The organism is Olivibacter ginsenosidimutans (assembly GCF_039542865.1).
Classification (GTDB): domain Bacteria; phylum Bacteroidota; class Bacteroidia; order Sphingobacteriales; family Sphingobacteriaceae; genus Olivibacter; species Olivibacter ginsenosidimutans.
This window is the reverse complement of the sequence record NZ_BAABIQ010000041.1, coordinates 17,051-41,959: the sequence shown is the minus strand read 5'-3', so window position 1 is coordinate 41,959 and position 24,909 is coordinate 17,051. Positions and strand designations below refer to the sequence as shown.

Sequence of the window (24,909 nt, the reverse complement as noted above, 5' to 3'; positions counted from 1 at the left end):
GCTGTTCGTCACCGAAAATGCCGCCTCCAAAATTTACATGATGCAGTGGGACGCACTGTCGTTCACGTAAACTTTGAAGCGGCGCGTTTATTGTTTTATGAAAAAAAGAAAATTTACTTCCAACCTCCACCAAGATCACGATAAATGTTAGTTACCGCGTTTAATTGCTCCTTTTTAGTTTCAATCAACTCCAATTTAGACTCCAAGGCATCCCGTTGGGTCATCAGCACTTCGAAATAATCGGCTCTAGCCGATTTAAATAAGTCATTGGAAATGTCGATCGATTGGGTAAGCGCATCCACTTGTTTCGTCTTCAAATCGTAGCTTTTTCCCAAATTATCAATTCTGGAAAGCTGTGTAGAAACTTCTAGGTAAGCGTTTAAAATGGTGCGTTCGTAGTTATACATCGCCTGTAACTGGCGCGCATTGGCATTACTAAATTCTGCTTTAATTCCTTTTTTATTGATGAGGGGCCCAGCAAGATCTCCGGCAAGCGAGTAAAGCATCGACTCGGGAAATTTCACCAAATAAGACGGCTTAAACGCTTGAAAACCAAAAGCAGCCGATATATCAAAAGACGGATAAAACTCTGCTCTGGCCACTTTTACATCAAGCTTAGCTGCCATCAGATCCAATTCAGCTTGTTTAATATCTGGCCGATTGGCTAACAACTGCGAAGGAACACCCGATCGAACAGCCGCCGGTATTACCGTTAAAAAGTTGCTCTTGTCTCTTGGAATCTCCTGCGGGTAACGACCCAACAAAAAATTGATTTTATTTTCAGTCTCTTTGATTTGTTGACGGATTTCAAACTCCTTACTCTGCGAGCTTAATACTTCAGCTTGAAATTTCTGAACCGCTAATTCGGTGGTACGGGCTGCTTCTTTCTGCACCTTCACAATATCCAAGGCATTCTTTTGTAAGGCTATAGTCTGCTGTACAATGGCCAGCTGATTATCTAGCGCTAATAATTCATAGTACGAATTGGCTACTTCTGCAATTAAATTCGTAAGTACAAAATTCTTACCCTCTACAGTAGCTAAATACCTACTTACTGCCGCCTTTTTTGCGCTATGCAGCTTGTTCCAGATATCCACCTCCCAATGTGCATAAGCCGCTGCTGTATAATCCATCAACGGATCAGGAACCTCCCTCCCAGGAGTAATTTCTGTAGAGGCGTCGCCCGCTCCCTGACTGGTATAGCGACCAACCTTTTCGACGCCGACACCAAGTTTGGCACCGACAGCGGGCAATAAGGCTCCTTCCCTAAACCCGACATCATTACGCGCAATCTCCACTTCTTGTAAGGTTATATTCAGCTCTTGATTGTTTTTCAAAGCAGTATCGATCAGATCTCTTAAGTAAGTATCTGTGAAAAAATTCTGCCAGGTAACCATCGAGCTGTTGCTGGTATCGCTACTGCCAGCATATGTTCCTGGAACCATGCGGTTCTCCGTTTGTTGGGTTATCGAGGGAACCTTACAACGCGCAAAAACCAAACCTATACTTAACCAACACAGGTACCGATATATCTTTTGTCTATTCATGATAATCAACTTCTTCTGTTAAAGGGCTTTCTTCTTCATAGGAAACGGGAGCATGCTTTCTTTCGGCAATTTTACCAAATATGTAATACAGTCCGGGAACAATAATTACCCCGAAAACCGTTCCGAACAACATTCCGCCTGCTGCAGCGGAGCCGATGGTACGATTGCCGATGGCGCCAGGCCCAGAAGCAAAAACCAACGGAACCAATCCGGCAATAAAAGCAAAGGAGGTCATGAGAATAGGGCGAAAACGCACTGCGGAGCCCTCAATAGCCGCTTGCAATATGGAAGCCCCAGACTTATGTTTCTGAACAGCAAATTCTACAATCAATACGGCGTTTTTACCTAAAAGGCCAATGAGCATGACTAACGCGACCTGTGCATAGATGTTATTTTCTAATCCGCATAATTTCAATAGCAGAAAGGCACCAAAAACCCCTGCTGGAAGGGAAAGAATCACGGGGAAAGGTAAAATGAAACTTTCATACTGTGCAGCTAACAACATATATACGAAAGCCAGACAGATAAGAAAAATATAAATGGCTTGATTGCCTTGTGCAACCTGATCTTTGGATATACCTGCCCAATCAATGCCAAAGCCTCTAGGTAAGCTTTTTTGAGCTACTTCGTTGATAGCTTGAATAGCCGAGCCGCTACTGTATCCAGGAGCGGAAGTACCACTAATTTCTGAGGCATTGTACATATTATGCCGCGTGATTTCTGACAAACCGTACACTTTCTCAATTTTCATAAACGCGGAAAAGGGTACCATCTCATCGCGATCATTCTTTACGTACAATTTCAGTACATCCTCTGGCAAGGCACGATACTGAGGCAGTGCCTGTACAATAACTTTATATTGCCGGTCATATTTAATAAAGCTGGTTTCATAATTACTTCCTACCAACGTCGAGAGCGTATTCATGGCGTTTTCAATGCTTACTCCTTTTTGTTGGGCAATTTCATTATCGACTTTCAGCATATATTGTGGAAAACTGGCACTGTAAAAGGTAAATACGGAAGAGAGCTCGGGGCGTTTATTCAATTCGCGAACAAATTCCTTACTCACCGTTTCCATTTGATGATAGTCGCCAGAGCCTGCTTTATCCAGCAAACGCAATTCAAAACCTCCCGCAGCACCATAACCCGGAACCGCTGGTGGTTGGAAAAATTCAATAGTTGCTCCAGTAATGTCTTTAGATTTTTCTTCCAGCTCCTCGATCACTTCCTGTGCCGAATGCTGCCGCTCATCCCAACTTTTAAGGTTAATCAAACAGGTACCTGAATTAGCACCAGTACCTTCTGAAAGAATCTCGTAACCAGCTAAGGAAGAAACAGACTGGACGCCTTCAACACCTTCTGCGATTTTTTGCAGTCGTTCGGCCACCTGATTGGTTCTTTCTAAGGATGAACCTGGAGGTGTTTGTATGATTGCATAAAACATCCCCTGATCTTCATTCGGAATAAAACCTGTAGGAAGACTCGTGTTGACGATCCAGGTACCTATACAAAAAGCAAGCAATAGTGCAAAAGTGACTACCCTACGGTTTACGATGGCACTTAATAGGCGCTGATACCTGCCAGAAAGCCGACCAAACCATCGGTTAAAACCATCCAATAGCATATCCAAGCGATTCTTCTTTTTGGCTTTGCCATGGTTATTTTTTAACATAAGGGCGCATAATGCCGGCGTTAAGGTAAGGGCTACTAATCCCGAAAGAACGATAGCTGTTGCCATGGTAATGGAAAACTGCCGATAAAAGATACCCACTGGTCCAGACATAAAGGCAACAGGGACAAACACGGCCGCCATAACAAAGGTAATGGCGATAATGGCACCACTGATTTCCTGCATGGCTTCTTCGGTCGCTTTGAGTGGTGAAAGATGGAGTTCTTCCATCTTGGCATGAACCGCTTCAATAACCACAATGGCATTGTCCACCACAATCCCAATGGCCAGCACCAATGCAAACAAGGTAATGAGGTTAAGCGTAATTCCAAAAAGCTGCATAAATACAAAAGTTCCGATAAGAGAAACCGGAACAGCAATGGTAGGAATCAAGGTAGAACGCCAGTCGCCAAGAAATATAAACACCACCAATCCGACGAGAATAAAGGCTTCAACCAATGTATGGATCACTTTCTCCATAGAAGCATCTAAGAATTTAGAGACGTCATAGCTAATCTCATAATCCACTCCTTTAGGAAAAGAACTGGCCTTAATTTCCTTCATTTTCGCCTTAATGTCTTTAATAACTTGGCTTGCATTACTGCCATAAGACTGTTTAACGGTAATTGCCGCAGAAGCCCTACCATTCAAATTAGAGTACAAATCGTACATAGAACTCCCAAATTCTACATCTGCTACATCCTTTAGGCGTAAAATTTCACCATTCGGATCAGATTTTAGAATAATATTCTCATAACCCTCCTTCGTGGTAAATCTTCCGGGATATTTTAATACATATTCGAATGCTTGCGACCGTTTACCAGAGCTTTCACCGGTTTTGCCCGGTGAGGCTTCCAAGCTCTGCGCATTTAATGCTTCCATCACTTCATCTGCTGATATTTTATAGGCCAGCATACGATCCGGTTTTAACCAGATACGCATGGCATACTCCCGTGTACCAAGCAGATCTGCAACCCCTACTCCATCAACCCTACGCAATTCGGATAAGACATTGATATCTGCAAAGTTGTACAGAAATTTTTCGTCCATATGGGGATCTTTGCTGTACAAGTTAATATACATCAGCATATTTGATTCTTCACGGGTAATCTTTACCCCTTCGCGTACCACAATGGGCGGCAATTTATTGACTACCGATGCTACGCGGTTCTGGATATTCACCGATGCTTGATTAGGATCAGTACCCAAATTAAACACCACCTGAATAGAAGCTTCGCCATCATTTCCGGCATCAGAAGCCATATATTTCATTCCGGGAACGCCGTTAATGGCGCGCTCCAAAGGAATAATGACCGATTTGATCATCAATTCGCCATTGGCTCCGGGATACTCTGCCGTAACATTCACTTTAGGTGGTGAAATGGATGGAAATTGAGTTACCGGCAATTGGACAATGGCTAAAACACCCAGAAAGACAATTAGGAGCGATATAACTATAGACAGGACCGGCCTGTGTATAAATTTGTTAAACATAGTTTTTTGAATTGTTGACTGGTTAAGTCGTTGAGTAGGTAAATAGTTGAATACGTCACTACTTAACAACTATTACTATTTAACGACTATCATGACTTAACTACTTATTTATATCTATTCCGCTTTTAATTGTAAATGGGAGACAACCTCTTTTGGTGCCACATAAGCGTAGCTAATTTTGTCATCATCCTTTACTTTTTGTACACCATCCAGTAGGATTTTATCGCCTTCTGAAAGGCCACTTCCTACCACATATAGATCGGGCATTTCATTACTGATACTAATGTTTCTAGATTTCACAACACCTGCTTTATCGACTACAAAAACATAGACTTTATCCTGAATTTCGTAGGTTGCTTTTTGTGGTATAATCAATACATTATTGAGCGGGACGGTCATTTGTATCTTCCCGGTCTCTCCATTACGTAACAGTTTTTCCGGATTTGGAAATCTCGCGCGAAAAGCAATATTGCCGGTCTCGCTATCGAACTCGCTCTCTACCGTTTCAACATCTCCTTTATAGGGTAAAAGTTGGCCATTGGCCAATAATAAGCTAACTTTAGGATTTCCACGACCTTTAATATTGGTTTGATAGTCGAGATATTCTGGTTCCGAAACGTTGAAATACGCAAACATTTGGCTATTGTCTGAAAGGTGGGTTAACAGCTCCCCTTCATCCACCAAACTGCCGATTTTTAAAGGGATACGGTCTATAGTTCCATCAAATGGCGCACGTACCGCTGTGGCCGACAAGTGGAATTTCGCCGTAGCGACTTCGGCATTTGCCTGATCGAGTTTAGCCTGCGCCATGGCCAACTCATTCTTGGAAACGACATTTTTATTGGCCAAAGCTTCGGTATTCTGTAACTCTATAGTGGCTGTTTTGGCTTCTGCCTGCGCTTTGAGGAGCTCGTTTTCGTACATTTTCGGCATGATTTTAAACAAGAGTTGCCCGGCTTTTACAAACTGCCCCTCATCCACATAGATCTGTTGTAGATAACCTTTTTCCAACGCCCTAACCTCAATGTTCTTAACGGAACGGATTTGGGCAACATATTCTTTGGTAATGGATGTATCCATCTTTAATGGAGAAGTGATCGAATACTTGCTAACTTCTTCCTTTTCATGCTTTTTTGACGTACAGCCGATATAGCACTGGGCTATGCAAAAAATTACGAGGATTAGATTCCTTTTCATCTGTTTTTTATACGTTTTGTGGCGCGTTACGGTACCCATGAGCCCTATATGAGCGGTTTTTCAATGGCTGCCTAAAGTGCTTTGATAAAAAATACTCCTTATTGCACATGCAATCAAGGTTATTTTAATTCTGTTGTTGCTATTCAATAAATTGTTCACGTGAGGTGAAGGTTCTGGATTCGAAGCCTTCTACTATCGAAAACGGAATGGTTACCCTGTAAAGAACCGAAATTATGCTCTGGTAACCAAAAACCGTTGATGAATCATATGCGCAATACGCGCTGCAGAATATATTTATAGGAAGAAATATAAGTTAAATGCGTACAGAAAGGTAATTTTTCTTTTAGGTAAGCATGGTAGCAATGCAAAAGCGATGTATAGATGATGGCTAGCGCATTATCACTTATTAGAACATCTCTTCGAGCGAATACGGGACTGTCATCTTCGCTTTCTACATTAAAAACTTCCGTTTCATGCTCTTCAAAGTCACCGTTCCTGATAATGGCATAGCTATGTGCTATCTTGTTCGACTTGAATTGGACGAATAATTTGATGGGTTTATATGATGTATAGACATCCCTATTATGCGCTAAATGTGCATAATTCTTATCGGATATCCTAAAAAGGAAAGACGATAAACATAGTAAAAATAGTACTACGACTCGCATAAAAACGGCGTCAAAATTAACATGAAGTCTGACAGTTAAGGTACATTTACTATTTTTTTTCAGTCAAAATTTTGTCATTAATTTTTAACTGCATTTAAGTCATTTTATTGTATGAAGGGATGTAAAAATTTATTCGACAGTCATTTGCATAAGCATCGCCGGTTCGTTAAGTTTGCACGTGAACTACAAAAAATATATCTATTTTCTGCTTCTATTTCTCATCGCAGGCTTTGCTTATACGCAAGTCGGTTTTGGGCTATCTTATCGACTACGTCCACTTATCGGCTATTTATTATTAGCGGGTTATCTATTTGGTGTCGGGTTGTTACTATATACCCCTCTTTCGTATGAGCCAAAATTAAAAAAACATTTCTTGATCCGGCTAACGGTTTTAACGTTAGTCGCATTGATCATCTTAACACCCTATTGGGTTCTAAAACAGCAGCACGATAGTCTCGGTGCCGGTTATTTATTTTTCTTTATGAGTATCGGTTTTAGCACACTGATTGCTATCTACACTGCTGTGGAAACGATTTGGTTGTTTACCCGAAAAAAATATAGTCAGGTATTCGTAAACCTTTTACTTGCAGAAGGCATTTATTGCTTGGTTTTATTCAGTGGACTCTTTGGATTTTGATTACATCATTTGTCACGATAGGTTCCGAAGATCCGATCCCAGATATTGGTATAAAATCCAAAATTTACCTTCATGTCCTGATGGTGCTTATGGTGAAAGCTGGAAGTTCCAATAAAGCGATCAATATGAAATTTAGCGGTATTTTCCCTTAACGGCTCAAAACCAAGATGGCCAACAATTCCGAATACCACATTCAATAGTAAATAAAGTATAATTGCCCAAACATTAAATGTTGCCGTAAGCAAAAGAGCAAGCCACAACCCTCCAAAAGCGATTGTTTCTAGCGGATGGAGGACAAATAGATCTATCGGCAAAGGCTCTACCGCTTCGTGGTGCATAGCGTGAATATATTGATGTAAGGCAGAATGATGCAACAGGTAATGAAATATATACATCAAGAGATCCATCGCCAGAAAAAGGATGATCACATGAACAACCGTGAGCCAAGATAGGGAAAAATCAATGCTAATCCAATGCGATTTCCATAGCAAGAACCCCACATCAGTAATCACCGCATTAATCAGAACGGTACCAGAAGCAACGAGCCAGTCTTTTACAGCAATTTTTTCCCGCGGTTGATGATACTTCCTCCGGAGGTAAGTTCCAAATGCCAAAGCCAAGATAAATAGAATAAGGTTCTGAACAAAAAATAGTAAAACCAACTGTGCATTAGAACAATGCGCAAGCATTTTTAAAACATCTTCCACGCCTACGTTTTGATAGCGAAGATATTAAATATGACGGTAAAAAAAAATGAACAACCTGTCCACCTATCGAAAATTCAATCGTCTTTAAGGCAAAAAGAATAAAAAATGAAAAAAATTTTGCATGTTATTTCAAGTCCAAGAGGAAAAAATTCTTGCAGTATTCAATTAGCCGAAGCGATTATCGAAAAGCTAACGCGAACGTATCATGACGTAAGTGTAATTGAAAGGGACCTTCTTAAAGAACCTCCACCATTTTTAAGCGATCGACAAATCGCGGCTTTTTATAAGCCATCTGATCAACTCAATCAAGAAGAGCGGGATATCCTCTCCTACTCTGATAAAGCCGTAGAAGAAATTCAGGAAGCTCAGCTGCTGGTTATTGGAATTCCCATGTATAATTTAGGAATTCCTGCTATTCTAAAAGCATGGATCGATCAAATTGTACGCATAGTTGTTCCTCCAAAGAGTAGTAATGGTAAATCAGCATTAAGAACGTTTAAAAACAAAAAGGTCTATTTAGCCATAGCATCCGGCAGGATACATAGCACCGCGGGAACATTAGATTTCATTGAACCATATGTAAAGCATGTATTGCAAACCATCGGTATAACAAATCTGTGTACCTTTAAGACTGAAGGAACAGCCCAAAGAATAATTACATCAACAGATTATAGAAAACTTATTGATCGCTTATAAACACAAATAAATTAGAACAATGAAAGAATTTGCATTAATTTTCAGATTAAGCAACGCATCGGATGCCCAACCATCACCTGAGCAGATACAGGAGCGCTTAAATTGGTTAGCAAGCATTGCAGTCCAGAATAAGTTGGTAGACAAGGGAAACACCTTATCATCCGTGCATGCAAAAAGCGTAAGGTCTGATCAGGTAGTAACCGATGGCCCTTATACCGAAATTAAAGAGTTTATCAGTGGCTACCTGATTGTAAAGACAGCAACTATTGAGGAAGCAGTTGAATTAGCCCAGGCTAACCCTATTTTAAAAATCGGCGGCACAATTGAGGTACGAGAGCTAGTAAAATTGTATGGTGGAAACTTAGGGGATTAACTGAAGATGGTGTAAGACTTTATTTCAGTTAATGCTGCTTATTTTGTTCACTCAATAAAACACTTCTCCATTTTAAAAAAGGATATTCGATCAACCGATTCATCAACAGTGCTGCCAAAATAGAACAACAGGCACACGAGAACACCCTCCAATTGCTTTGGGCAGGAATGCCCAAAGTATCAAGGGGCTTTTGCAATAGCTCATTAATCACTTTATGACAGAGGTAAATGCTATACGACAAGGTTGCGATAATTGTGCTGAATTTCCATCGTATATGGTATAAAAAACAGGAAGGGAAAATAGCACCAAACACCATACATCCAAACGCTAGTGCCAATAAAGGATAACCCAATAAGGTAGGCCAAAACGCAAGTCGGTCATCTTTTAAGAAAACATAAGCCAAGGCCATTAGTGCCATGCCCGAAAAAAATAAGGCATTACCATAAGCACTTAAACGACGGGTTAAAGGCTTAGCAAATGTTATGATTGCTGCAATAGTGACACCGACGAGTAAGCCATCCAATCGGTTATATGTGGGGTAATAAACCCATTTATTATAGACCACAAACCGACCTTCTGTTATGTTTTGGGCATAAAAAGGGCTTACGAAATACACCCAACTCATACCTCTTAACAACAATCCCAATAAAAATACACCTAATAAAGTATAAAAACCTTTTTTAAAATGGTCTTTTCCACTGCTTAGACTGATCGTTAAAGGAAGCAACCAATAAAACTGTTCCTCAATACTCAAAGACCACGCATGAGAAAAAGCGCCTTCATCGCCGAAATCAAGGTCAAAGTTCTGGGTAAAGGTTGCAAATTGCCAAAAAGGTGCAATGCCTTCTCTCTCCCTCAAAAAGGGAAATGCAAAATACAAGAATACCATAAAGAAGTAAGCTGGCAGGATACGGAAGGTTCTACTGATATAAAAGCGCTTGAAATTGATCTGCCCAACGCTTTGCACCTGCCGAAGTAATTGCTCGCCAATCAAAAAGCCACTAAGGACGAAAAAAAGATCTACACCTACCCAGCCGAACCTACCGACAGTATCTACCCAAGTGGGCATTTCATATGCTCGATAGTGACACAAAAAGACCAGTATTATTGCCAAAGCCCGCAAATGATCAAGTCCTGATAAGTGCTCTCCTTTAGCATCTGTTAATTTCGTCCAATAACTCATTTAACTTCTTTATATGTGGGTTAGTTTTCCCTTTATCTTAGGTCTTGCAATATAGGGCATCGTGTCTAATTAACAAAACGAAAGGTCCGTGTTGCCATTTCATACATTGATGCTGATACATGTTATCGAAACTTTGAAATATATACGCTTTTTTTTACGCTATACATTACCTTACTTTGTATATAACCCATTATAAATTAATATATGCGTATTATTTTAATTATGTTAGCTTGTTGGTTGTATTGCCTACCAATCACCTTTGCCCAAAAGGTTACGCTCAATAGTCAACATTTTGATCAGCGTGCTGGTGCTCAGTTTACCTATAAGGGTCAGCTGCTAAAAATAAAATGGCCAATTGGTGAGGAGCAATATGGAGAAGTTGATCTAAACATGAAAAACGACGCTCCTTTATTCAGCCAGATGCGCCTTGGCACCTCAAAGTCGACTAAGCTAATTTCTTCGGATCTCGATCCAACTTTTCTACTTACGATAGGAAAAAGGGATCTCGTTTCGCAAAATGGGTGGAATATTTTTTTCGACAAAGTCCCTGAAAAGCCCTTTAGTACCTATCCGGTAAAACTTGAAAAATCTGCAGTCGCGATCGAAACGGTAGGAAGCCATACTGTTGTCAAAATCTCTTCCGTTAAAGCAGACCGCTTCAGTGGCGACTTAGAGCTTACATTTTATCATGGCAGTCCGCTTTTTAATGTCGCTGCTGTCATGGCTACAGCAGTGGACTCGACCGCCATTGTTTACGATGCCGGTATGGTTAACCGATCTTCCGATTGGAAAAGCATTGCGTGGATCAATACTGCTGATAGTTTGCAAAAGGCCAAGACGCTTTTCTCAGACACATCAACGAATCTAGCTGTAAAATATCGGACTATTGCTGCTAAAGGGGAGCAGGGTATGTTGGCCATATTTCCCGCTCCGCATCAATATTTTTATCCACTCGATGAAGCGTTTAACCTCCAATTTACCTGGTATGGAAATCAGTATCGAAAAATGGTTGACGGCTATGGAATAGGCATCCGGCAAAAACTAGAGGGCGATAAACGATTTGTTCCATGGTTCAACGCACCTCCCGGAACAGCGCAACGACTGCATTTCTTTTGCCTTTTAAGTACTGACGACGAGTCTAAAACCTTCGCCTCGGTCAAGAAATTTACGCACAACGACACCTATGTTAAGCTTCCGGGATATAAAACCTTATCCAGTCACTTTCATAATGAGTTTATTATGAACGTGGTATTGGCCAATAAACCCATTCCAGAGGTTCCAGATTTTGTACAGGTATTTAAGCAAACAGGTGTGGATATTGTACATTTAGCTGAGTTTCATTATACCGCCCATCCAAAGGGGCCTGATGCGCAACGCTTAACGGAATTACATGCCCTCTTTGAACAATGCAAACGACTTTCAGATAAAAATTTACTGCTTCTTCCCGGAGAAGAACCGAATGAATTCTTTGGAGGGCATTGGTTAGCCCTTTTCCCTAAACCTGTTTATTGGATCATGTCACGGAAACCAGGTGTTCCGTTTACCGAGAATCATCCCAAATACGGTAAAGTCTACCATATCGGTGATAAAGCAGATATGTTACGACTTTTGGAACAGGAAGATGGGCTTGCTTGGACGGCTCACCCTCGGACAAAAGGATCTGTCAATACGCCCGATTTATATAAAAATGAATCTTTTTTTAAATCCGATCATTTTATGGGAGCCGCTTGGAAGGCCATGCCTGCCGATTTGTCTATACCCAAACTGGGTATGCGCGTGCTCGATTTAATGGACGACATGAATAATTGGGGTCTGAAAAAGACGGTCATTGCAGAAGCTGACCTTTTTTCGATTACCCCAGAAAATGAAATGTATGCGCATTTAAATGTCAATTACCTAATGCTCGATACCTTACCTCAATTCGAAGACAGTTGGCAACCCATCCTCCGTGCCATGCAGCAGGGACAATTTTTTACGACAACCGGAGAGGTTTTAATACCTCAGCTTAGCATTAATGGCAAACATACTGGCGAAACGCTTCAGTTGGATTCATCCGGATCAGCAACTATTGATGTGCAACTTAACTGGACTTTCCCCATGAATTTCGTTGAAATCATATCAGGCGACGGCCATCAGGTTTATCGGGAAAAAATAGATCTTAGGAAAACCAAAGCATTCGGTTCCCAGCATTTTCAATGGCAAACGAATCTTAGTCGACGGACATGGGTACGTTTAGAAGCTTGGGATGTTGCTGCAAATGGAGCTTTCAGTCAAACGTTTTATGTGGACAACCCTTAGTCTACTTTGCCCATGCCTAAGTATTGATGTTCTTTAAACAAAGAGAGTAAAGCATCGCCCAAATTTTTGGCCCAACGGGAATATCCCAAATCAGAGGGGTGTACACCGTCTGTGGAGGTTGCATGGTCTGTACCCGGTAATTGTGGATTATTAATAAAATAGACATTTTTATATTTTTTCATCGCCTTTTCCATCATTTCCTCAGCCGCTTGGCGCTTTTTTTCCTCAAATGCCCGTGCCACTAAATTAAAATTTCCCGATTCCCTATAGATGGTTTGGACAAAAATCAATGGCGTATTCGGTTGTTTGGCCCGAATAGTCTCAATAAAAGGAAACAAGCGTTCTCTAATAATCGCTTCATTTGGATTTGAAAACGCATCAAAAATAAATGCATCAGTCTCAACGTCTGCCAGATAACGAGCAAAGTATGGTTGCAGCTTAGAATTACCGCTAAAGCCTAAATTACAGACATAGAGTCCGGTATTCCGCTCAAGCTGTGCCGGGTAATTCATACCTGGCCGATTGGCACTAATCCCTTGTGTATAACTGGATCCAAAAATCACTAGTTTATGCTGAAAAGGGTTCGGTATAGCTTCCAGCTTCGCCCCTTTTGGCACACCGATTTTTAACGCGTCAAGCTCACTATTCAAGGGTAGATAAAGTAAACATTCTTTATCTTGCGTATCCATGTCTTTTATTAAGGTAAGTGTATTTTTACCCTTTGGGGCCACTGTAGAGTTTGCATACAGCCATTGGCCGTCTTTTTTAATATACAGATCGAAACCGGCAGTGGCAATTCTCGTCATGTTATTCGGATCCGGTTGGTATTTATAGGTTGCATACAGATCAATTTGTGAAGCATTTGTTCGAAAAACCAACGCTAAACCAGCTGGACATCGAGCTTGTTGGTTTTCACCCTTGGATAAGCCTTTATAAACGGCAGTATCTAAGCGATGGAAGGGAAAAGCGGTTGATTTAGCTTGGCCAATTACGGTGAGTGAAGATGCATCAATAAAATCAAGCGTTGTCGCATCTTGGCCACGAACGATCCATATTTGTAAGATAAACGCAATTAGTACGATAAATTTCTTTTCCATTAGATTCAACCGGTAGGTATAGTGACAAAAATATGTACTATGTAAATGAAAATTATTTTTGCAAGTATACCATTTTTAGCAGAATAATGCTACCATGAGGAAAAACAAAGAAGTGTCTAAAAAGTCTACATCATCGCCATGGTGATCCGAAGGAATACTGAAGCATTTTTTTAGTATTCAGCGACTTTTTAGGCACGACTATTGGATGAGGTGGTATTATGGGTTGAGCTTTTCCAAAGATTGTGCGAGGTATTGACCTAAAGCCTGTAACCTTGGCAAGGTCTCCGCATCAATTAATTCTTTGTTTGCTTGCTTAATTTTTTCAAATCGCTGTTCTTCTACCTGTAACGCTTTTCTTAGTAGATTTTCCAACCTTACAACCTTCGGTGCGTCCAGTGTTTTTCTTTTCGCTAATAAACCATCGTATTTTTTTTCGATAGCCGTTAAGGTTTCCTTACTATTTTCTATATTAAACCCCTCATCAATATTTTTCTGATAGATCTCCGTGAAATAGGCCTTATCTCTTTCCAACTCGGCACGTCCACCCCTACTGTTATAAATTGCCGCAAGCTGAAGACGGTATTGGTTCCAAAGAATATCGATTTTCCATTGATGAAAATCTAAGGCCTGATAAAAAGCTTCTTTTCTTTTGTCTGTTTTTACGAATGATTGCTTCGCGACTATTGAACTAGCTTGTTGATAAGTTGAGTAAGCATAGCTGTTTCCAATGCTTGTAATAGCGATAATACTGCTGAAGATTAAAGTTTTCATGACATTTATTTTAGTGATCCTATTGAGCAATGAAATCCGGAGATTCTATCCGTATCATTGTTTGCTATGCCAATAGTAAACACTATTATTCCAAAGAAATTAAACAACTGAAAAACAATAACATGCAAAAAAAACATCCTTATAGCATTGTGCGTAATCGAACAATCATTGTTCAGAAACGGACATTTTCTTTATTTACTACTCTCCTATCTTATACATCAACAATCTTGATGATTTCTTGAATACAGGGATCACGTGCATCAATAACCAAAGCACCAGCCCCATCCGTCTTCCACCTCTGAAATCATTAAACAGATAAGAACGAATAAACCGAAGGTTTGGATGCCATTTTTCGATTTCCCGATCGTCATCGATACCAAACTTAAATGTGGCCTTCGTCTTACGCACCGTGTCATGAATAGAAGACTTGGTGCTCATCCATTTATTAAGCATATCGAAATGAATCTCCGCACCTTTGAAGCGTTTGGCCAATTCAGAAAATACCAATCGATTTTCCTTTTCACTGAAATACATTAGAACACCTTCGATCACGAACATAAAATCTCCATGCGGATGTTTGACCAAGATATTATCCATCCAATCAGTCGTCAAGATAGATGCAGCCATATATTCTTCATGAGCTAAAGGTGGCATTAACCGCTTTCGTAGATTAGTCACTTCCAACAAATCCAGTTCATAGAAGGTAGCTTTTTCGGCAACTTTACCGAGACGATGTACACGGCTATCCAATCCGCAACCGGGGAGCACAATAACCGGTCTTTCATGCGCGGCAATAAATGTCTTTATCATTTGATCGAAATGGGCCGATCGTATCGCTACACCGATAATACTAGCGCTTTTATTTTTGTATTTTGAAAAATCATAATCAATGCGGTCTACCAGATCACAAGCGATATCATCGGTAATCAATGGGCTCTTTTGCTTACTAGCTTCCGATTTAGCATATAATGTAATAAATAGTGTATCGGCGATATCATCTTCAATATGGACGTGTATCTTCTCCATCGTATATCATCATTTTTGTTTTTTTATACTCTTTTCTCTATCACACATCAGTATCATTTAAAAAAGACAATTTGTTTCGGAAGATTTTGCATTCTTTTTCTTAGAATTGTTCTAAATAACATATATTGATCAAAATTAATCCCTTAGGTTCAATGTGTTATTACGTAAAAAGGAATAATTTTATCAGATAAAGGAGCTTATGTATATCCATCTTGAACTAGCTGATGTGAAAGAGATGATGTTGGAACACATCTATCCCGATAATAACAATCCGTTTAGTGGCCCGATTAAAGAACATCACTTATCCGTACAGGAAAAACTGATTAATTTAAATTACCATGAAATCTATTTTGATGGTATTCATATCGGCTATGGCGACCTGCATTTACAGAGCAAAACATTCCTACATTTTGAGATGGACCATGAAACGGTAGAAATGCATTTTACGCTCATCGGTAATACGGCCTGTACCCTAAAAAGCATCCAGAATAAAACCTATGGTTTCTGTTCAAACCAACATAATCTCATCTATACTCCTGGCATTAAGGGTCAACTTGACTTTAACAGTGCTAACTGCAAAATTCTGGAAGTTAATTTATCCCCTCGTGTTTTAGAAAAATACCTGCTTGATACGGACGCCTTTTTTCCATTTTTACGGCAAATCCGTTCACAGAATCTTGCCCTATTAGGGCAGCACCACTTAACCATTACCCAAGAAATGATGCAGGTCATTCAGGCCATTACTTCCTGTAGCAAAACAGGAACATTTAAGAAAATGTATTTAGAGGCTAAGGTGATTGATCTGTTATTATTGCAGCTCGAACAATTTGCCTCCCACGACTGTAACGAGTTCTGTGTACTGCGACCAAGAGATATTGAAAAAATGCACCACGCTCGCGATATTATTTTCAATAATATCCGTTCCCCTCTTTCCCTAAGACAACTAGCCCTTGAAATTGGCAGCAACGAGTTTACCCTTAAAAAAGGATTTAAAACACTTTTCGGCACTACGGTATTTGGTATGATCAATGATCTGCGTATGCAATATGCCCGGCAGTTGATTGTAGAGGGAAACCTCTCCCTTAAACAAATTAGTGAACAGGTAGGTTACAAAAATATTAGCCATTTCACCTCCTCCTTTAAAAGAAAATTCGGCCTTACTCCAGGCCGCTTTATGCGTAACCCCTCTTAAAAGACGAAGATTCATCAAAATAACAGTCTTCATCTCCACTTCCAATCAAGCTCTTTCGAAAATGGTATATGAATTTTTTTGGTAATAGCCGTTAACTGTTCCCACACCTCATCAACATGGCTTATTTTTTCCTTTGGAATGATGATGTACGATTTGGAATCTTTAATATGCAAAAAATAATAAAGGGCCGTTTCATAAATATGATTTATTGCCCATAAGTCTAATTTGGTATGCGCAACATCATCTTTTAACTCAACGGTATTTTCATTAAAAGTAAGGGTATAGTCAATCTGCGGTTTATTTTTATATACATCTCGCAAATTCCTCAGATACGCTCTTTTATAAACATACCTGCTGTAAAAAGGATAACCTATAAGCCATATAAGACCGATAAAAGAAAGAAAAGCAGCGACAAAGCGAGTTGTCGCATCATGTTCATCGAGAAAAAAAGTAACGAATGCATATGCTATCAGTAACCCCGGAAAAAGCAACCATCCAAGTAACCGTCTTTTACGAACAAACGGACTTTTAGAGGCCGTAAATAATTGCAATTGCAAACCATCATTTTATCGATAAGATAGTTCAGTTTCATTACAGGAGCTCTTTGATATCTGTGGTAAATATAGTTAGAAACTCGACACCATTATTGATGTGCATTAATTTTTTACGAGATCGGCTTTGAAAAGCAGAATTTGTGTGTCAGTTAGCTTTTTTTGACCGAATACATCTAAATTTACCCCTGTTTTAAGAATGCACCCGCAAATGAAGAAGAAACTCCTTTTAATGGTAATCTATTTAGCTTTTATCAGTCTTGGTTTACCTGATTCGTTATTGGGCGCTGCCTGGCCAACGATGTACATCGATCTGCATGCGCCTATTCACTTCGCAGGAATCATTTCAATGATTATTGCAGGCGGAACCGTTATTTCCAGCTTGTTTAGCGCGAGGTTCATTGACCGTTTTGGAGTTGCTTCTATTACCACTTTCAGTGTTCTAATGACTGCCTTAGCCTTATTAGGCTTTTCATATGCGCAACATTTTGCGTTTTTATGTTTACTTGCCATACCTCTTGGATTAGGAGCAGGTTGTGTAGATGCCGCCCTTAATAATTATGTAGCCTTGCATTATAAAGCAAAGCACATGAATTGGTTACATTGTTTTTGGGGTATAGGTGCTGCCATTGGCCCGATGATCATGGCAAGACATCTAGCCCTCGACAGATCATGGAGTAGTGGATACAATACTGTTGGCTGGATACAGATTTCGCTGGTCATCATCTTGCTTATCTCTACCCCGCTTTGGATAAAAAAAACAAGAGAACAGCAGGCAGCAGATAGCCCTGAAACGAAATCCTCTTTTAAAACATTGCTTAACATACAGGGACTTAAACAAGCCTTAATCGTCTTTTTTTGTTATTGTTCTATCGAAGCCACCTTCGGATTGTGGGGAGCAAGCTACCTCGTTTTCGAAAGGAATTTCGAAACAGACGCTGCTGCCAGATTAGTCTCCACTTATTATATTGGAATTACTTTTGGTCGTTTTATTTCCGGTTTCATAGCCGAGAAGTTAAGCAATCAACACTTGGTTTACCTCGGACAAGGTGTTATCGTCCTAGGTCTGATTGTCTTATTATTGCCATTTAACGTCACTTTATTACCCGCCTTTTTCTTAATTGGTTTAGGCTGTGCCCCCATATTTCCAAGCCTCTTACACGAAACCCCACGCAATTTTGGTAAAAAACACGCACAGGCCATTATGGGCATGCAAATGGCTAGCGCCTACATTGGAATAACCTTGATTCCTTTACTATTTGGAAAATTAGCTTCCTCCTTGGGTTATTCATCTTTATTGTGGTTTATTGGCCTGATTCTAGCGATCAAAATTTATATGACTTATGACCTAAATAGGAAAGTCTTCAGCAGGACTTCGAAATAAACATTTTTAGGTTGAAAAGGAAAAGAAAAATTACTAATTAGCATGAGTATTGCTTTAATTTGATTTTATTTGTCTATAAAATTAGCATAATACAATCGGTATGGCAGCTTCACTTAACCCTTTTCCTTACGCAATACAGGAACCGTTCAGTAAACGGGTCGCTTATTTTTCCATGGAATTCGCTATTGATCAAGCATTGAAAACATACAGCGGAGGACTGGGTTTCCTCGCCGGGTCCCACTTACGTAGTGCATACAGCCTCGGGCAGCATTTAATAGGTATTGGTATGCTATGGAAATTTGGTTACTACGATCAAGGGCGTAACGAAGACCAGACCCTTCGCGTAGACTGGCAACAGAAGTTATATGCATACCTGGAAGATACGGGCATCACGTTTACCGTGAAGATTCATGGTGCTGATGTGTGGGTAAAAGCCTATTACCTACCACCTCATATCTTCCAGAGTGCACCACTCTACTTACTAACGACCGACATTGCCGAGAACGATGAGGTTTCTAGGACAATTTCTTATAGACTATATGATGGCAATGCGGCAACTAAATTGGCGCAATATATGGTATTGGGCCTCGGTGGTGGTCAATTATTAGATATACTAAACTACGATGCAGCATTTTACCATCTTAATGAGGCACATGCCTTACCTGTAGCCTTTCATTTGCTTCAGAAATTTGGAAAAAATAAAGCGGAAGTTCAAAAACGCCTTGTATTTACCACCCACACACCCGAGGAAGCGGGCAACGAGAAGCACCCCATGCCCTTATGCTTAGAAATGGGTTATTTTAACGGATTGTCTAAAACAGAAATCCAAGAAGCTACCGGCATCTACGACACCCTCTTTAATCTTTCTCTGGCAGCATTACGACTAGCGAAGAAAGCAAATGGGGTATCAGCATTACATGGACGTGTTGCGCGCGGGATGTGGGAGAAATATGGTCATATTTGCGAGATAGACCATATTACAAACGCACAGAATTATAGCTATTGGGCTGATCACAAACTTTATGAAGCAGTAAAACAGGGCGATGATAACCGCTTGATCGAACGTAAGAAGGACCTCAAGCGCCAGGCATTCCTTACTGTCGCCAACCAAACAGGCAGGTTATTTCAGCCTGATGTGCTGACGATTGTCTGGGCAAGACGGTTTGCAGGATATAAGCGAGCCGATTTGCTGTTGCGTGACAAGGAACGCTTCGAATTATTAATTAAAAACACGGAGTATCCCGTGCAGTTTATCTGGGCAGGCAAACCCTATCCAAGTGATCAGGGCAGTATTGACATATTCAATGCACTAGTACATTTTAGCCACCAATACCCAAATGTTGCCGTGCTCACGGGCTATGAATTGCGTCTTAGCAAGTTGCTTAAACAAGGAGCCGATATTTGGCTTAACAATCCACGTATACCACGAGAAGCCTCCGGGACAAGTGGCATGACCGCTGCGATGAATGGTGCGCTCAACCTATCCACCAACGATGGATGGATACCAGAGTTTATTAAGCCCGATATTAACGGTTTTTTAGTACCACCGGCCGACTATGAACATCTCGACATTAACGAACAAGATAACCATGATGCCTATTTTCTATACGAATTATTAGAACAGAAAATACTGCCAATGTATTACAAACGTCATCAATATTGGCTTAGCATAGTGAAACAAAGCATGGAAGATGTCCGTACCGCTTTCGATAGCGACCGGATGGCTATTCAGTATTATGAAAAGATGTATGTATAGTCTGTCATTTAACCGTTACACCCCATTCAGATGAGTTTTTCTTCATTTTCTGTATGAAACGTCGGTTAGCCTTCTTTTTATTCACTTAGACAGCTTGAACCGTTCTATATATGAAGCAATAGAAAGCCACCGATACTGCCTATCAATATAATAACAACTGTGCTTAATCTTTTCCAGAAAAGTGTTAGGGCAAGGCATACTGCCAAAATTATGGCTCCATGCCAGTTCTGTATGGAAGAAGTAAACAAATGAAAGCCAACAACAGCGATTATAGAAACAGATGCAGCACTGAGTCCATCTAAGAATAGTCGTAGCTTTTGACTTTTTCGAGCAGACGAAAGCACCTTATGTAGAAAAAAGGAAATAAAAAATGAAGGTAAAAAGATGCCTAGTGTTGCCAACACACCACCTTCTACTCCATTAACAAGATACCCTGCAAAGGTAGCGCTTGACAAAATTGGCCCAGGCGTTATCTGTCCTACGGCAATGGCGTCCATTAATTGCTGGTGACTTAACCAGTGATTTCGCCGTACTAGTGCCTCATCCATATAGGCGAAAAGTACATAACCACTGCCATATAGAACAGCGCCAATCTTAAGAAAAATGAAAAAGAGCTTGCTGTCTGAAAAACGGCAGTTGATTTGCAATAGTATAGGCGAGAGTAAAAGCCCAGTGAATATTGGCAGTCTGTTTTTTGTAGCATATGCCAGATAATTTAGGGTACCTGCCCCAATGATCAGCAATACCTCATTCATTCCGTACAGAGAACCCACAAATACCAACAGGCATAGTACAATAAGAATGATGTTGTTCTTTAAGGTTTTGTCCCAAAGGCGAAAAACCGTTCCGATTACTAGTGCAGTAGTAGCGGGCCGAACACCGTAAATAAAATGCTGAACATCCGGTAAAGCGCTGTAACGCCGGTAGAAATATCCAAAAATCAAACAGATCAGCATAGCTGGAAGTATATAGCAAATGCCGGCGACGATTAACCCTAGTCGGCCGCCCCGTTCTTTTCCGCAATGCATAACCACCTCAACTGCATTGGGGCCTGGTATGATATAGGAAGTGCTGAGTACATCCATAAAATGTTGGTGGTCTATCCATTTGCGTCTTACCACCATCTCATTTTCTATGGTAGCCACCATCCCGGCAATACCGCCAAATCCGATTGTCCCCAATTTCAAACAGGAAGTGGCAATCTGTCCTAGCCTCTTGGCGATACTGTCCGTATGCTGTTCTGTATTTTCTGTTTGCATATTCGTAGACTAAAATGGAGCGGCTAATAGGATAACAAATGGCCTTTTTAGAGCTTTGCGGCAACGGATTGAGCAGCAACAACCGCGCCTTCCATGTACCCAGGAAACGCAGTCGCCGTTTCTGTTGCGGCAAAAAATAGCTTTCCGTTCATGTAGCTTTCCTGTAATACCGGATGCCCGTTGTTTTGATGTGGCCTTTCGATAAGCTGTTTTCCATCCAGTATAAATTCGTCTGTCCAAACCTTGTCATGATAACAAACAGGTCTTGAAGCCTTCTCTCCCAACAATTCGCCCAATTGGCGTAAAACAACTTCCTTTCTTACCGCCGATGAATAAGATGCTGCACCGCCGTTGAGGAAACCTGTAAAACCGAATTTATTTTCTTCGAAATTGGTATGGTCATACATTTCCGTAATAATCCCCGCATGGCTGTACAACATGCCAGAATATCCCTCTTCTCGCCAAAAAGGGCTATCATATTCCAATGCAAACTTAATAGCCCCAGCCATCCATGTTTGCACACGCGGTAAAATAATATCGAGCGCATCCGGTAACTCGGGAGAAAACGCTATTTGTGCAGCGACCAATTGAGGTGGAATACAAACAATAACCTGTGCAGCCTCCAATGTACCTCCATTAGTTTCCAGCAAAATGCCTTTTTCCGATTCGCTTATTGCCTTAACTTTTGTGTTCAACAAAATAGCTTCGGCCGGTAGCTTTTGTGCCAGTGTATCAATCAACATTTGGGTTCCACCTGCTAGCCGGTAAGACGGTGTTTCTGCTTCAGGCACAAAAAACTTCTGAGGTGGCTCAAACGACTTGGTTTGGAATAAGGATATACCTTTTGAGAATTGAGGGTATTTTGTTAATCCCAACTCCTCAATTAGAGACAGCAAATTCGGATGCATATCTGAGAACCAAGTAGCACCCAATTCCAACGGTGTTTCAAGTCCCCCCTTAATGGTTTGTATTCTTCCTCCTAGCCTGGAAGAAGCTTCCAAGATCACGGTATGGATATTTCTTTTTGATAATAAATAAGCTAAGGTTAGTCCACTTAATCCGCCCCCTATAATATAAACACTTTCGTTCAATTTCATTCTAATATTACTACATATTATTAATTAAGGTACGAAATTCCCTTTTTGCGTCTTTGTTTTTAATGGACATTTGAGAAAATTTATGGTACTTATGCGCATGAATACGCAGCATTTTGTACAAGCATTTCATGTTTTTGTAAATTAGCCAAAGGTAGTCGTTTGATAAGAAACAGTTATGGTTAAAGAAAAATATAATGTAATTAATGAATATCATCTTAACAGGCATGAGCCCGATAAACCACAATTTGCCCTCCATGACTTGAATGAATATCTGAAAATCAATCAATGCCAAGCAACGGAGCCACACATTCACAGCTTCTATCAGGTAATATGGTTCAAACAGGGAAAAGGAAAACATTCCGTTGACTTCAAAACATACGATGTTTTTGATAATGCAATTTTTTTCGTGGCGCAAAACCAAGTTCATTATTTTGACGGAAATACCGATTATGAAGGTATTCTCATCCATTTCAATGAGGCTTTTTTAGTAAAGAACGAAAATGAAATGGAATTTTTTCTAAAATGTAATCTGTTCAATAATCCTTATCAGCAACCATATTGCTGTATTGGTAATGGTATCGAATGCATTTTAGACGAATATATTTTGCAGATAAAAAAGGAGTTGGAGAACCATGTGACGTTCGGTAAGGAATTGCTATTAAGAAATTACCTCAAGTCTTTTCTTATTCAGATCCAGCGTAGAAAAAACGAATTTGAAAAAGCTACCGACCAAATACCACCCTTGTTAGACGAAAAACGCGTCCAACTTGTTAAATTTGTAAACCTAATCGATGAAAATTACAAAAAAGGATTTACGATAGCTGAATATGCACAGCTGCTACTTATCTCATCTAGAAGTCTCTCAGACCTTACCCAGCAGTTATTGAACAAGACTCCTTCTCAAATGATACAGGAACGTATTATTCTAGAAGCGCAACGCCTGCTGCTGTATTCCAATCTCAACATCAATCAAGTTGGTTACCGATTGGGCTTCGATGATGCGTCTTACTTCGTGAAGTATTTTAAGAAACATACCCATGTTTCCCCATCAGAGTTTAGAAAATCCGTTTCCTAAATGTACCATTTGTTTTCGTTTTTGCTCATTGATTGATTTGGCTATAGCCAAGACCTTTGTCTATACTAAATTCACTAGTATGGCAAAGGCATATTTAGAAATTACCTTAACGATTGACGGTATAGATAGGGCGGGTGTCGCCGGAGTTTACAATCTATATAAAGAACCTTTTTTAAAAACCATTAAAGGGGCTCTGTCCAAAGAACTATTAATCCATACCGATGATATTCAAGTCCTACACCGTTTTGATAGCGTAGAAAATGCGCAGGAATATCTAATGAGCAACCTTTTCAATCATGACGTCGTTACCTCACTAAAACCTTATCTAAAGGGCGAACCTAATATAAAGATTTACAGCGTAGCATGAGTCGAACGTTAAAACAACTATAACCTGTTGCACCTTTGGCAAACAAAACTAACTTTGTAAGTTGATGAACAAGGTTTTATCAAATATGCCCCAAAAAACCTACGATACATCTTTGTATTCGTTGCAATGGTACTTGAGCGATCTCACCCCTTTTTCTGAAACACAAAAATTCCTGATGCGTTATCTACATTCCTCCCGTATAGGAAAACCATCAACATTAAATATTTTTATACATTTTACCATGTTAACAGGACAGAAATATGATTACACTCTTTATTAAAAATATGGTTTGCAACCGCTGTATCATGGTGGTACAAAATGAATTGGATAAGCTCGGTTTAAAAGCGAAAAATATAAGGCTTGGCGAAGTAACCCTTGAAAAATCACCTACGCCGGAGGAAAAAAAGAAACTGACTGATGCTTTAGACCCGTTGGGCTTTGAACTCATAGACGACCGGAAAGGCCGTATTATCGAGAAAATAAAAAATAGCATTATAGAATTGGTTCATCACCAGGATAACGATGCAAAAATCAATCTATCTGATATGCTGAGTGATAAACTGCATCACGATTATAACTACCTATCCAACCTATTTTCAGAAGTAGAGGGTACTACCATCGAAAAATATTTTATCGCCCAAAAAATAGAAAAGGTAAAAGAACTGTTGGTATATAATGAACTGTCTTTGAGCCAAATTGCTACCCGCCTCAATTACTCGAGCGTAGCCTACCTAAGCAACCAGTTCAAAAAAGTAACCGGGTTAACGCCAAGCCATTTTAAACAAATCAAGAACGATAAAAGAAAGCCTTTGGACGAAGTGTAAATCTTACAAATCAATTCCATAATACTACAATAATCCCTATG

Annotated in this window: 22 protein-coding genes; 10 read left to right on the top strand and 12 right to left on the bottom strand. The window is 40.1% G+C overall.

All coding sequences use genetic code 11. The features are described from left to right. Positions 1-113: 113 nt before the first annotated feature. From ABD930_RS16000 to ABD930_RS15985, 4 genes are all read right to left on the bottom strand, one after another. Positions 114-1,547: a TolC family protein gene (locus ABD930_RS16000; RefSeq protein WP_345232938.1), complete on the bottom strand. Its 1,434-nt coding sequence runs from the start codon at positions 1,545-1,547 to the stop codon at positions 114-116. Beyond that, positions 1,540-4,710, bottom strand: coding sequence for an efflux RND transporter permease subunit (locus tag ABD930_RS15995; protein ID WP_345232935.1), 3,171 nt, complete (start codon positions 4,708-4,710; stop codon positions 1,540-1,542). Before ABD930_RS15995 ends, ABD930_RS16000 begins: the two co-directional genes overlap by 8 nt. A gap of 114 nt (positions 4,711-4,824) precedes the next feature. Further along, positions 4,825-5,907, bottom strand: coding sequence for an efflux RND transporter periplasmic adaptor subunit (locus tag ABD930_RS15990; protein WP_345232933.1), 1,083 nt, complete (start codon positions 5,905-5,907; stop codon positions 4,825-4,827). A 263-nt stretch (positions 5,908-6,170) separates the two neighbouring features. Then, the gene (locus tag ABD930_RS15985; RefSeq protein WP_345232931.1) at positions 6,171-6,575 is read right to left on the bottom strand and encodes a hypothetical protein; all 405 of its coding nucleotides are present in this window, start codon (positions 6,573-6,575) and stop codon (positions 6,171-6,173) included. A 178-nt stretch (positions 6,576-6,753) separates the two neighbouring features. Here ABD930_RS15985 and ABD930_RS15980 point away from each other — a divergent pair, with 178 nt between their 5' ends. Beyond that, the gene (locus ABD930_RS15980) at positions 6,754-7,212 is read left to right on the top strand and encodes a hypothetical protein (protein ID WP_345232929.1); all 459 of its coding nucleotides are present in this window, start codon (positions 6,754-6,756) and stop codon (positions 7,210-7,212) included. Between the two features lie 5 nt (positions 7,213-7,217). Here the strand turns inward: ABD930_RS15980 and ABD930_RS15975 are convergent, their stop codons facing one another. Continuing rightward, positions 7,218-7,919: a sterol desaturase family protein gene (locus ABD930_RS15975; protein WP_345232927.1), complete on the bottom strand. Its 702-nt coding sequence runs from the start codon at positions 7,917-7,919 to the stop codon at positions 7,218-7,220. Between the two features lie 105 nt (positions 7,920-8,024). On the opposite strand from ABD930_RS15975, the gene ABD930_RS15970 reads away from it, so the two are divergent. Next, entirely contained in the window at positions 8,025-8,615 is a 591-nt protein-coding gene (locus tag ABD930_RS15970; protein WP_345232925.1) for an FMN-dependent NADH-azoreductase, read from the top strand. A gap of 19 nt (positions 8,616-8,634) precedes the next feature. After that, positions 8,635-8,988, top strand: coding sequence for a YciI family protein (locus tag ABD930_RS15965; protein ID WP_345232923.1), 354 nt, complete (start codon positions 8,635-8,637; stop codon positions 8,986-8,988). Between the two features lie 28 nt (positions 8,989-9,016). Here ABD930_RS15965 and ABD930_RS15960 read toward each other — a convergent pair whose 3' ends face one another. Beyond that, complete coding sequence (locus ABD930_RS15960) at positions 9,017-10,171, bottom strand: acyltransferase family protein (protein ID WP_345232921.1); 1,155 nt, start codon at positions 10,169-10,171, stop codon at positions 9,017-9,019. A 204-nt stretch (positions 10,172-10,375) separates the two neighbouring features. On the opposite strand from ABD930_RS15960, the gene ABD930_RS15955 reads away from it, so the two are divergent. Next, entirely contained in the window at positions 10,376-12,469 is a 2,094-nt protein-coding gene (locus ABD930_RS15955) for a CehA/McbA family metallohydrolase domain-containing protein (protein ID WP_345232919.1), read from the top strand. Here the strand turns inward: ABD930_RS15955 and ABD930_RS15950 are convergent. From ABD930_RS15950 to ABD930_RS15940, 3 genes are all read right to left on the bottom strand, one after another. After that, entirely contained in the window at positions 12,466-13,566 is a 1,101-nt protein-coding gene (locus tag ABD930_RS15950) for an SGNH/GDSL hydrolase family protein (RefSeq protein ID WP_345232917.1), read from the bottom strand. The two genes, ABD930_RS15955 and ABD930_RS15950, sit on opposite strands and share 4 nt — an antisense overlap. A gap of 216 nt (positions 13,567-13,782) precedes the next feature. Further along, complete coding sequence (locus tag ABD930_RS15945) at positions 13,783-14,337, bottom strand: hypothetical protein (protein WP_345232915.1); 555 nt, start codon at positions 14,335-14,337, stop codon at positions 13,783-13,785. A 198-nt stretch (positions 14,338-14,535) separates the two neighbouring features. Then, on the bottom strand, positions 14,536-15,363 hold the full coding sequence (locus ABD930_RS15940; RefSeq protein WP_345232913.1) for a class I SAM-dependent methyltransferase: 828 nt from the start codon (positions 15,361-15,363) through the stop codon (positions 14,536-14,538). A 199-nt stretch (positions 15,364-15,562) separates the two neighbouring features. Here ABD930_RS15940 and ABD930_RS15935 point away from each other — a divergent pair, with 199 nt between their 5' ends. Then, positions 15,563-16,555, top strand: a complete 993-nt coding sequence (locus ABD930_RS15935) for a helix-turn-helix transcriptional regulator (protein WP_345232911.1) — start codon at positions 15,563-15,565, stop codon at positions 16,553-16,555. 29 nt (positions 16,556-16,584) lie between these two features. Here the strand turns inward: ABD930_RS15935 and ABD930_RS15930 are convergent, their stop codons facing one another. After that, complete coding sequence (locus ABD930_RS15930; RefSeq protein ID WP_345232909.1) at positions 16,585-17,112, bottom strand: hypothetical protein; 528 nt, start codon at positions 17,110-17,112, stop codon at positions 16,585-16,587. 205 nt (positions 17,113-17,317) lie between these two features. Here ABD930_RS15930 and ABD930_RS15925 point away from each other — a divergent pair, with 205 nt between their 5' ends. Further along, complete coding sequence (locus tag ABD930_RS15925) at positions 17,318-18,490, top strand: MFS transporter (protein ID WP_345232907.1); 1,173 nt, start codon at positions 17,318-17,320, stop codon at positions 18,488-18,490. A gap of 100 nt (positions 18,491-18,590) precedes the next feature. Further along, on the top strand, positions 18,591-20,246 hold the full coding sequence (gene glgP, locus ABD930_RS15920) for an alpha-glucan family phosphorylase (RefSeq protein WP_345232905.1): 1,656 nt from the start codon (positions 18,591-18,593) through the stop codon (positions 20,244-20,246). A 104-nt stretch (positions 20,247-20,350) separates the two neighbouring features. Here glgP and chrA read toward each other — a convergent pair whose 3' ends face one another. Together chrA and ABD930_RS15910 are read right to left on the bottom strand one after the other, a co-directional pair. After that, positions 20,351-21,505, bottom strand: coding sequence for a chromate efflux transporter (gene chrA / locus ABD930_RS15915; RefSeq protein ID WP_345232903.1), 1,155 nt, complete (start codon positions 21,503-21,505; stop codon positions 20,351-20,353). Positions 21,506-21,552: 47 nt separating this feature from the next. Further along, positions 21,553-22,602 (bottom strand): flavin monoamine oxidase family protein, encoded by a 1,050-nt coding sequence (locus tag ABD930_RS15910; protein ID WP_345232901.1) that lies wholly within the window; start codon positions 22,600-22,602, stop codon positions 21,553-21,555. Positions 22,603-22,777: 175 nt separating this feature from the next. Here ABD930_RS15910 and ABD930_RS15905 point away from each other — a divergent pair, with 175 nt between their 5' ends. The 3 genes from ABD930_RS15905 to ABD930_RS15895 all read left to right on the top strand — a co-directional run bounded on the left by ABD930_RS15905 (position 22,778) and on the right by ABD930_RS15895 (position 24,868). Next, positions 22,778-23,677 carry an AraC family transcriptional regulator gene (locus tag ABD930_RS15905; protein ID WP_345232899.1) on the top strand — a complete coding sequence of 300 codons (900 nt, stop codon included), beginning with the start codon at positions 22,778-22,780 and terminating at the stop codon, positions 23,675-23,677. Positions 23,678-23,756: 79 nt separating this feature from the next. After that, positions 23,757-24,044, top strand: a complete 288-nt coding sequence (locus ABD930_RS15900) for a hypothetical protein (protein WP_345232897.1) — start codon at positions 23,757-23,759, stop codon at positions 24,042-24,044. A gap of 260 nt (positions 24,045-24,304) precedes the next feature. Then, on the top strand, positions 24,305-24,868 hold the full coding sequence (locus tag ABD930_RS15895) for a helix-turn-helix domain-containing protein (RefSeq protein WP_345232896.1): 564 nt from the start codon (positions 24,305-24,307) through the stop codon (positions 24,866-24,868). Positions 24,869-24,909: the final 41 nt, after the last annotated feature.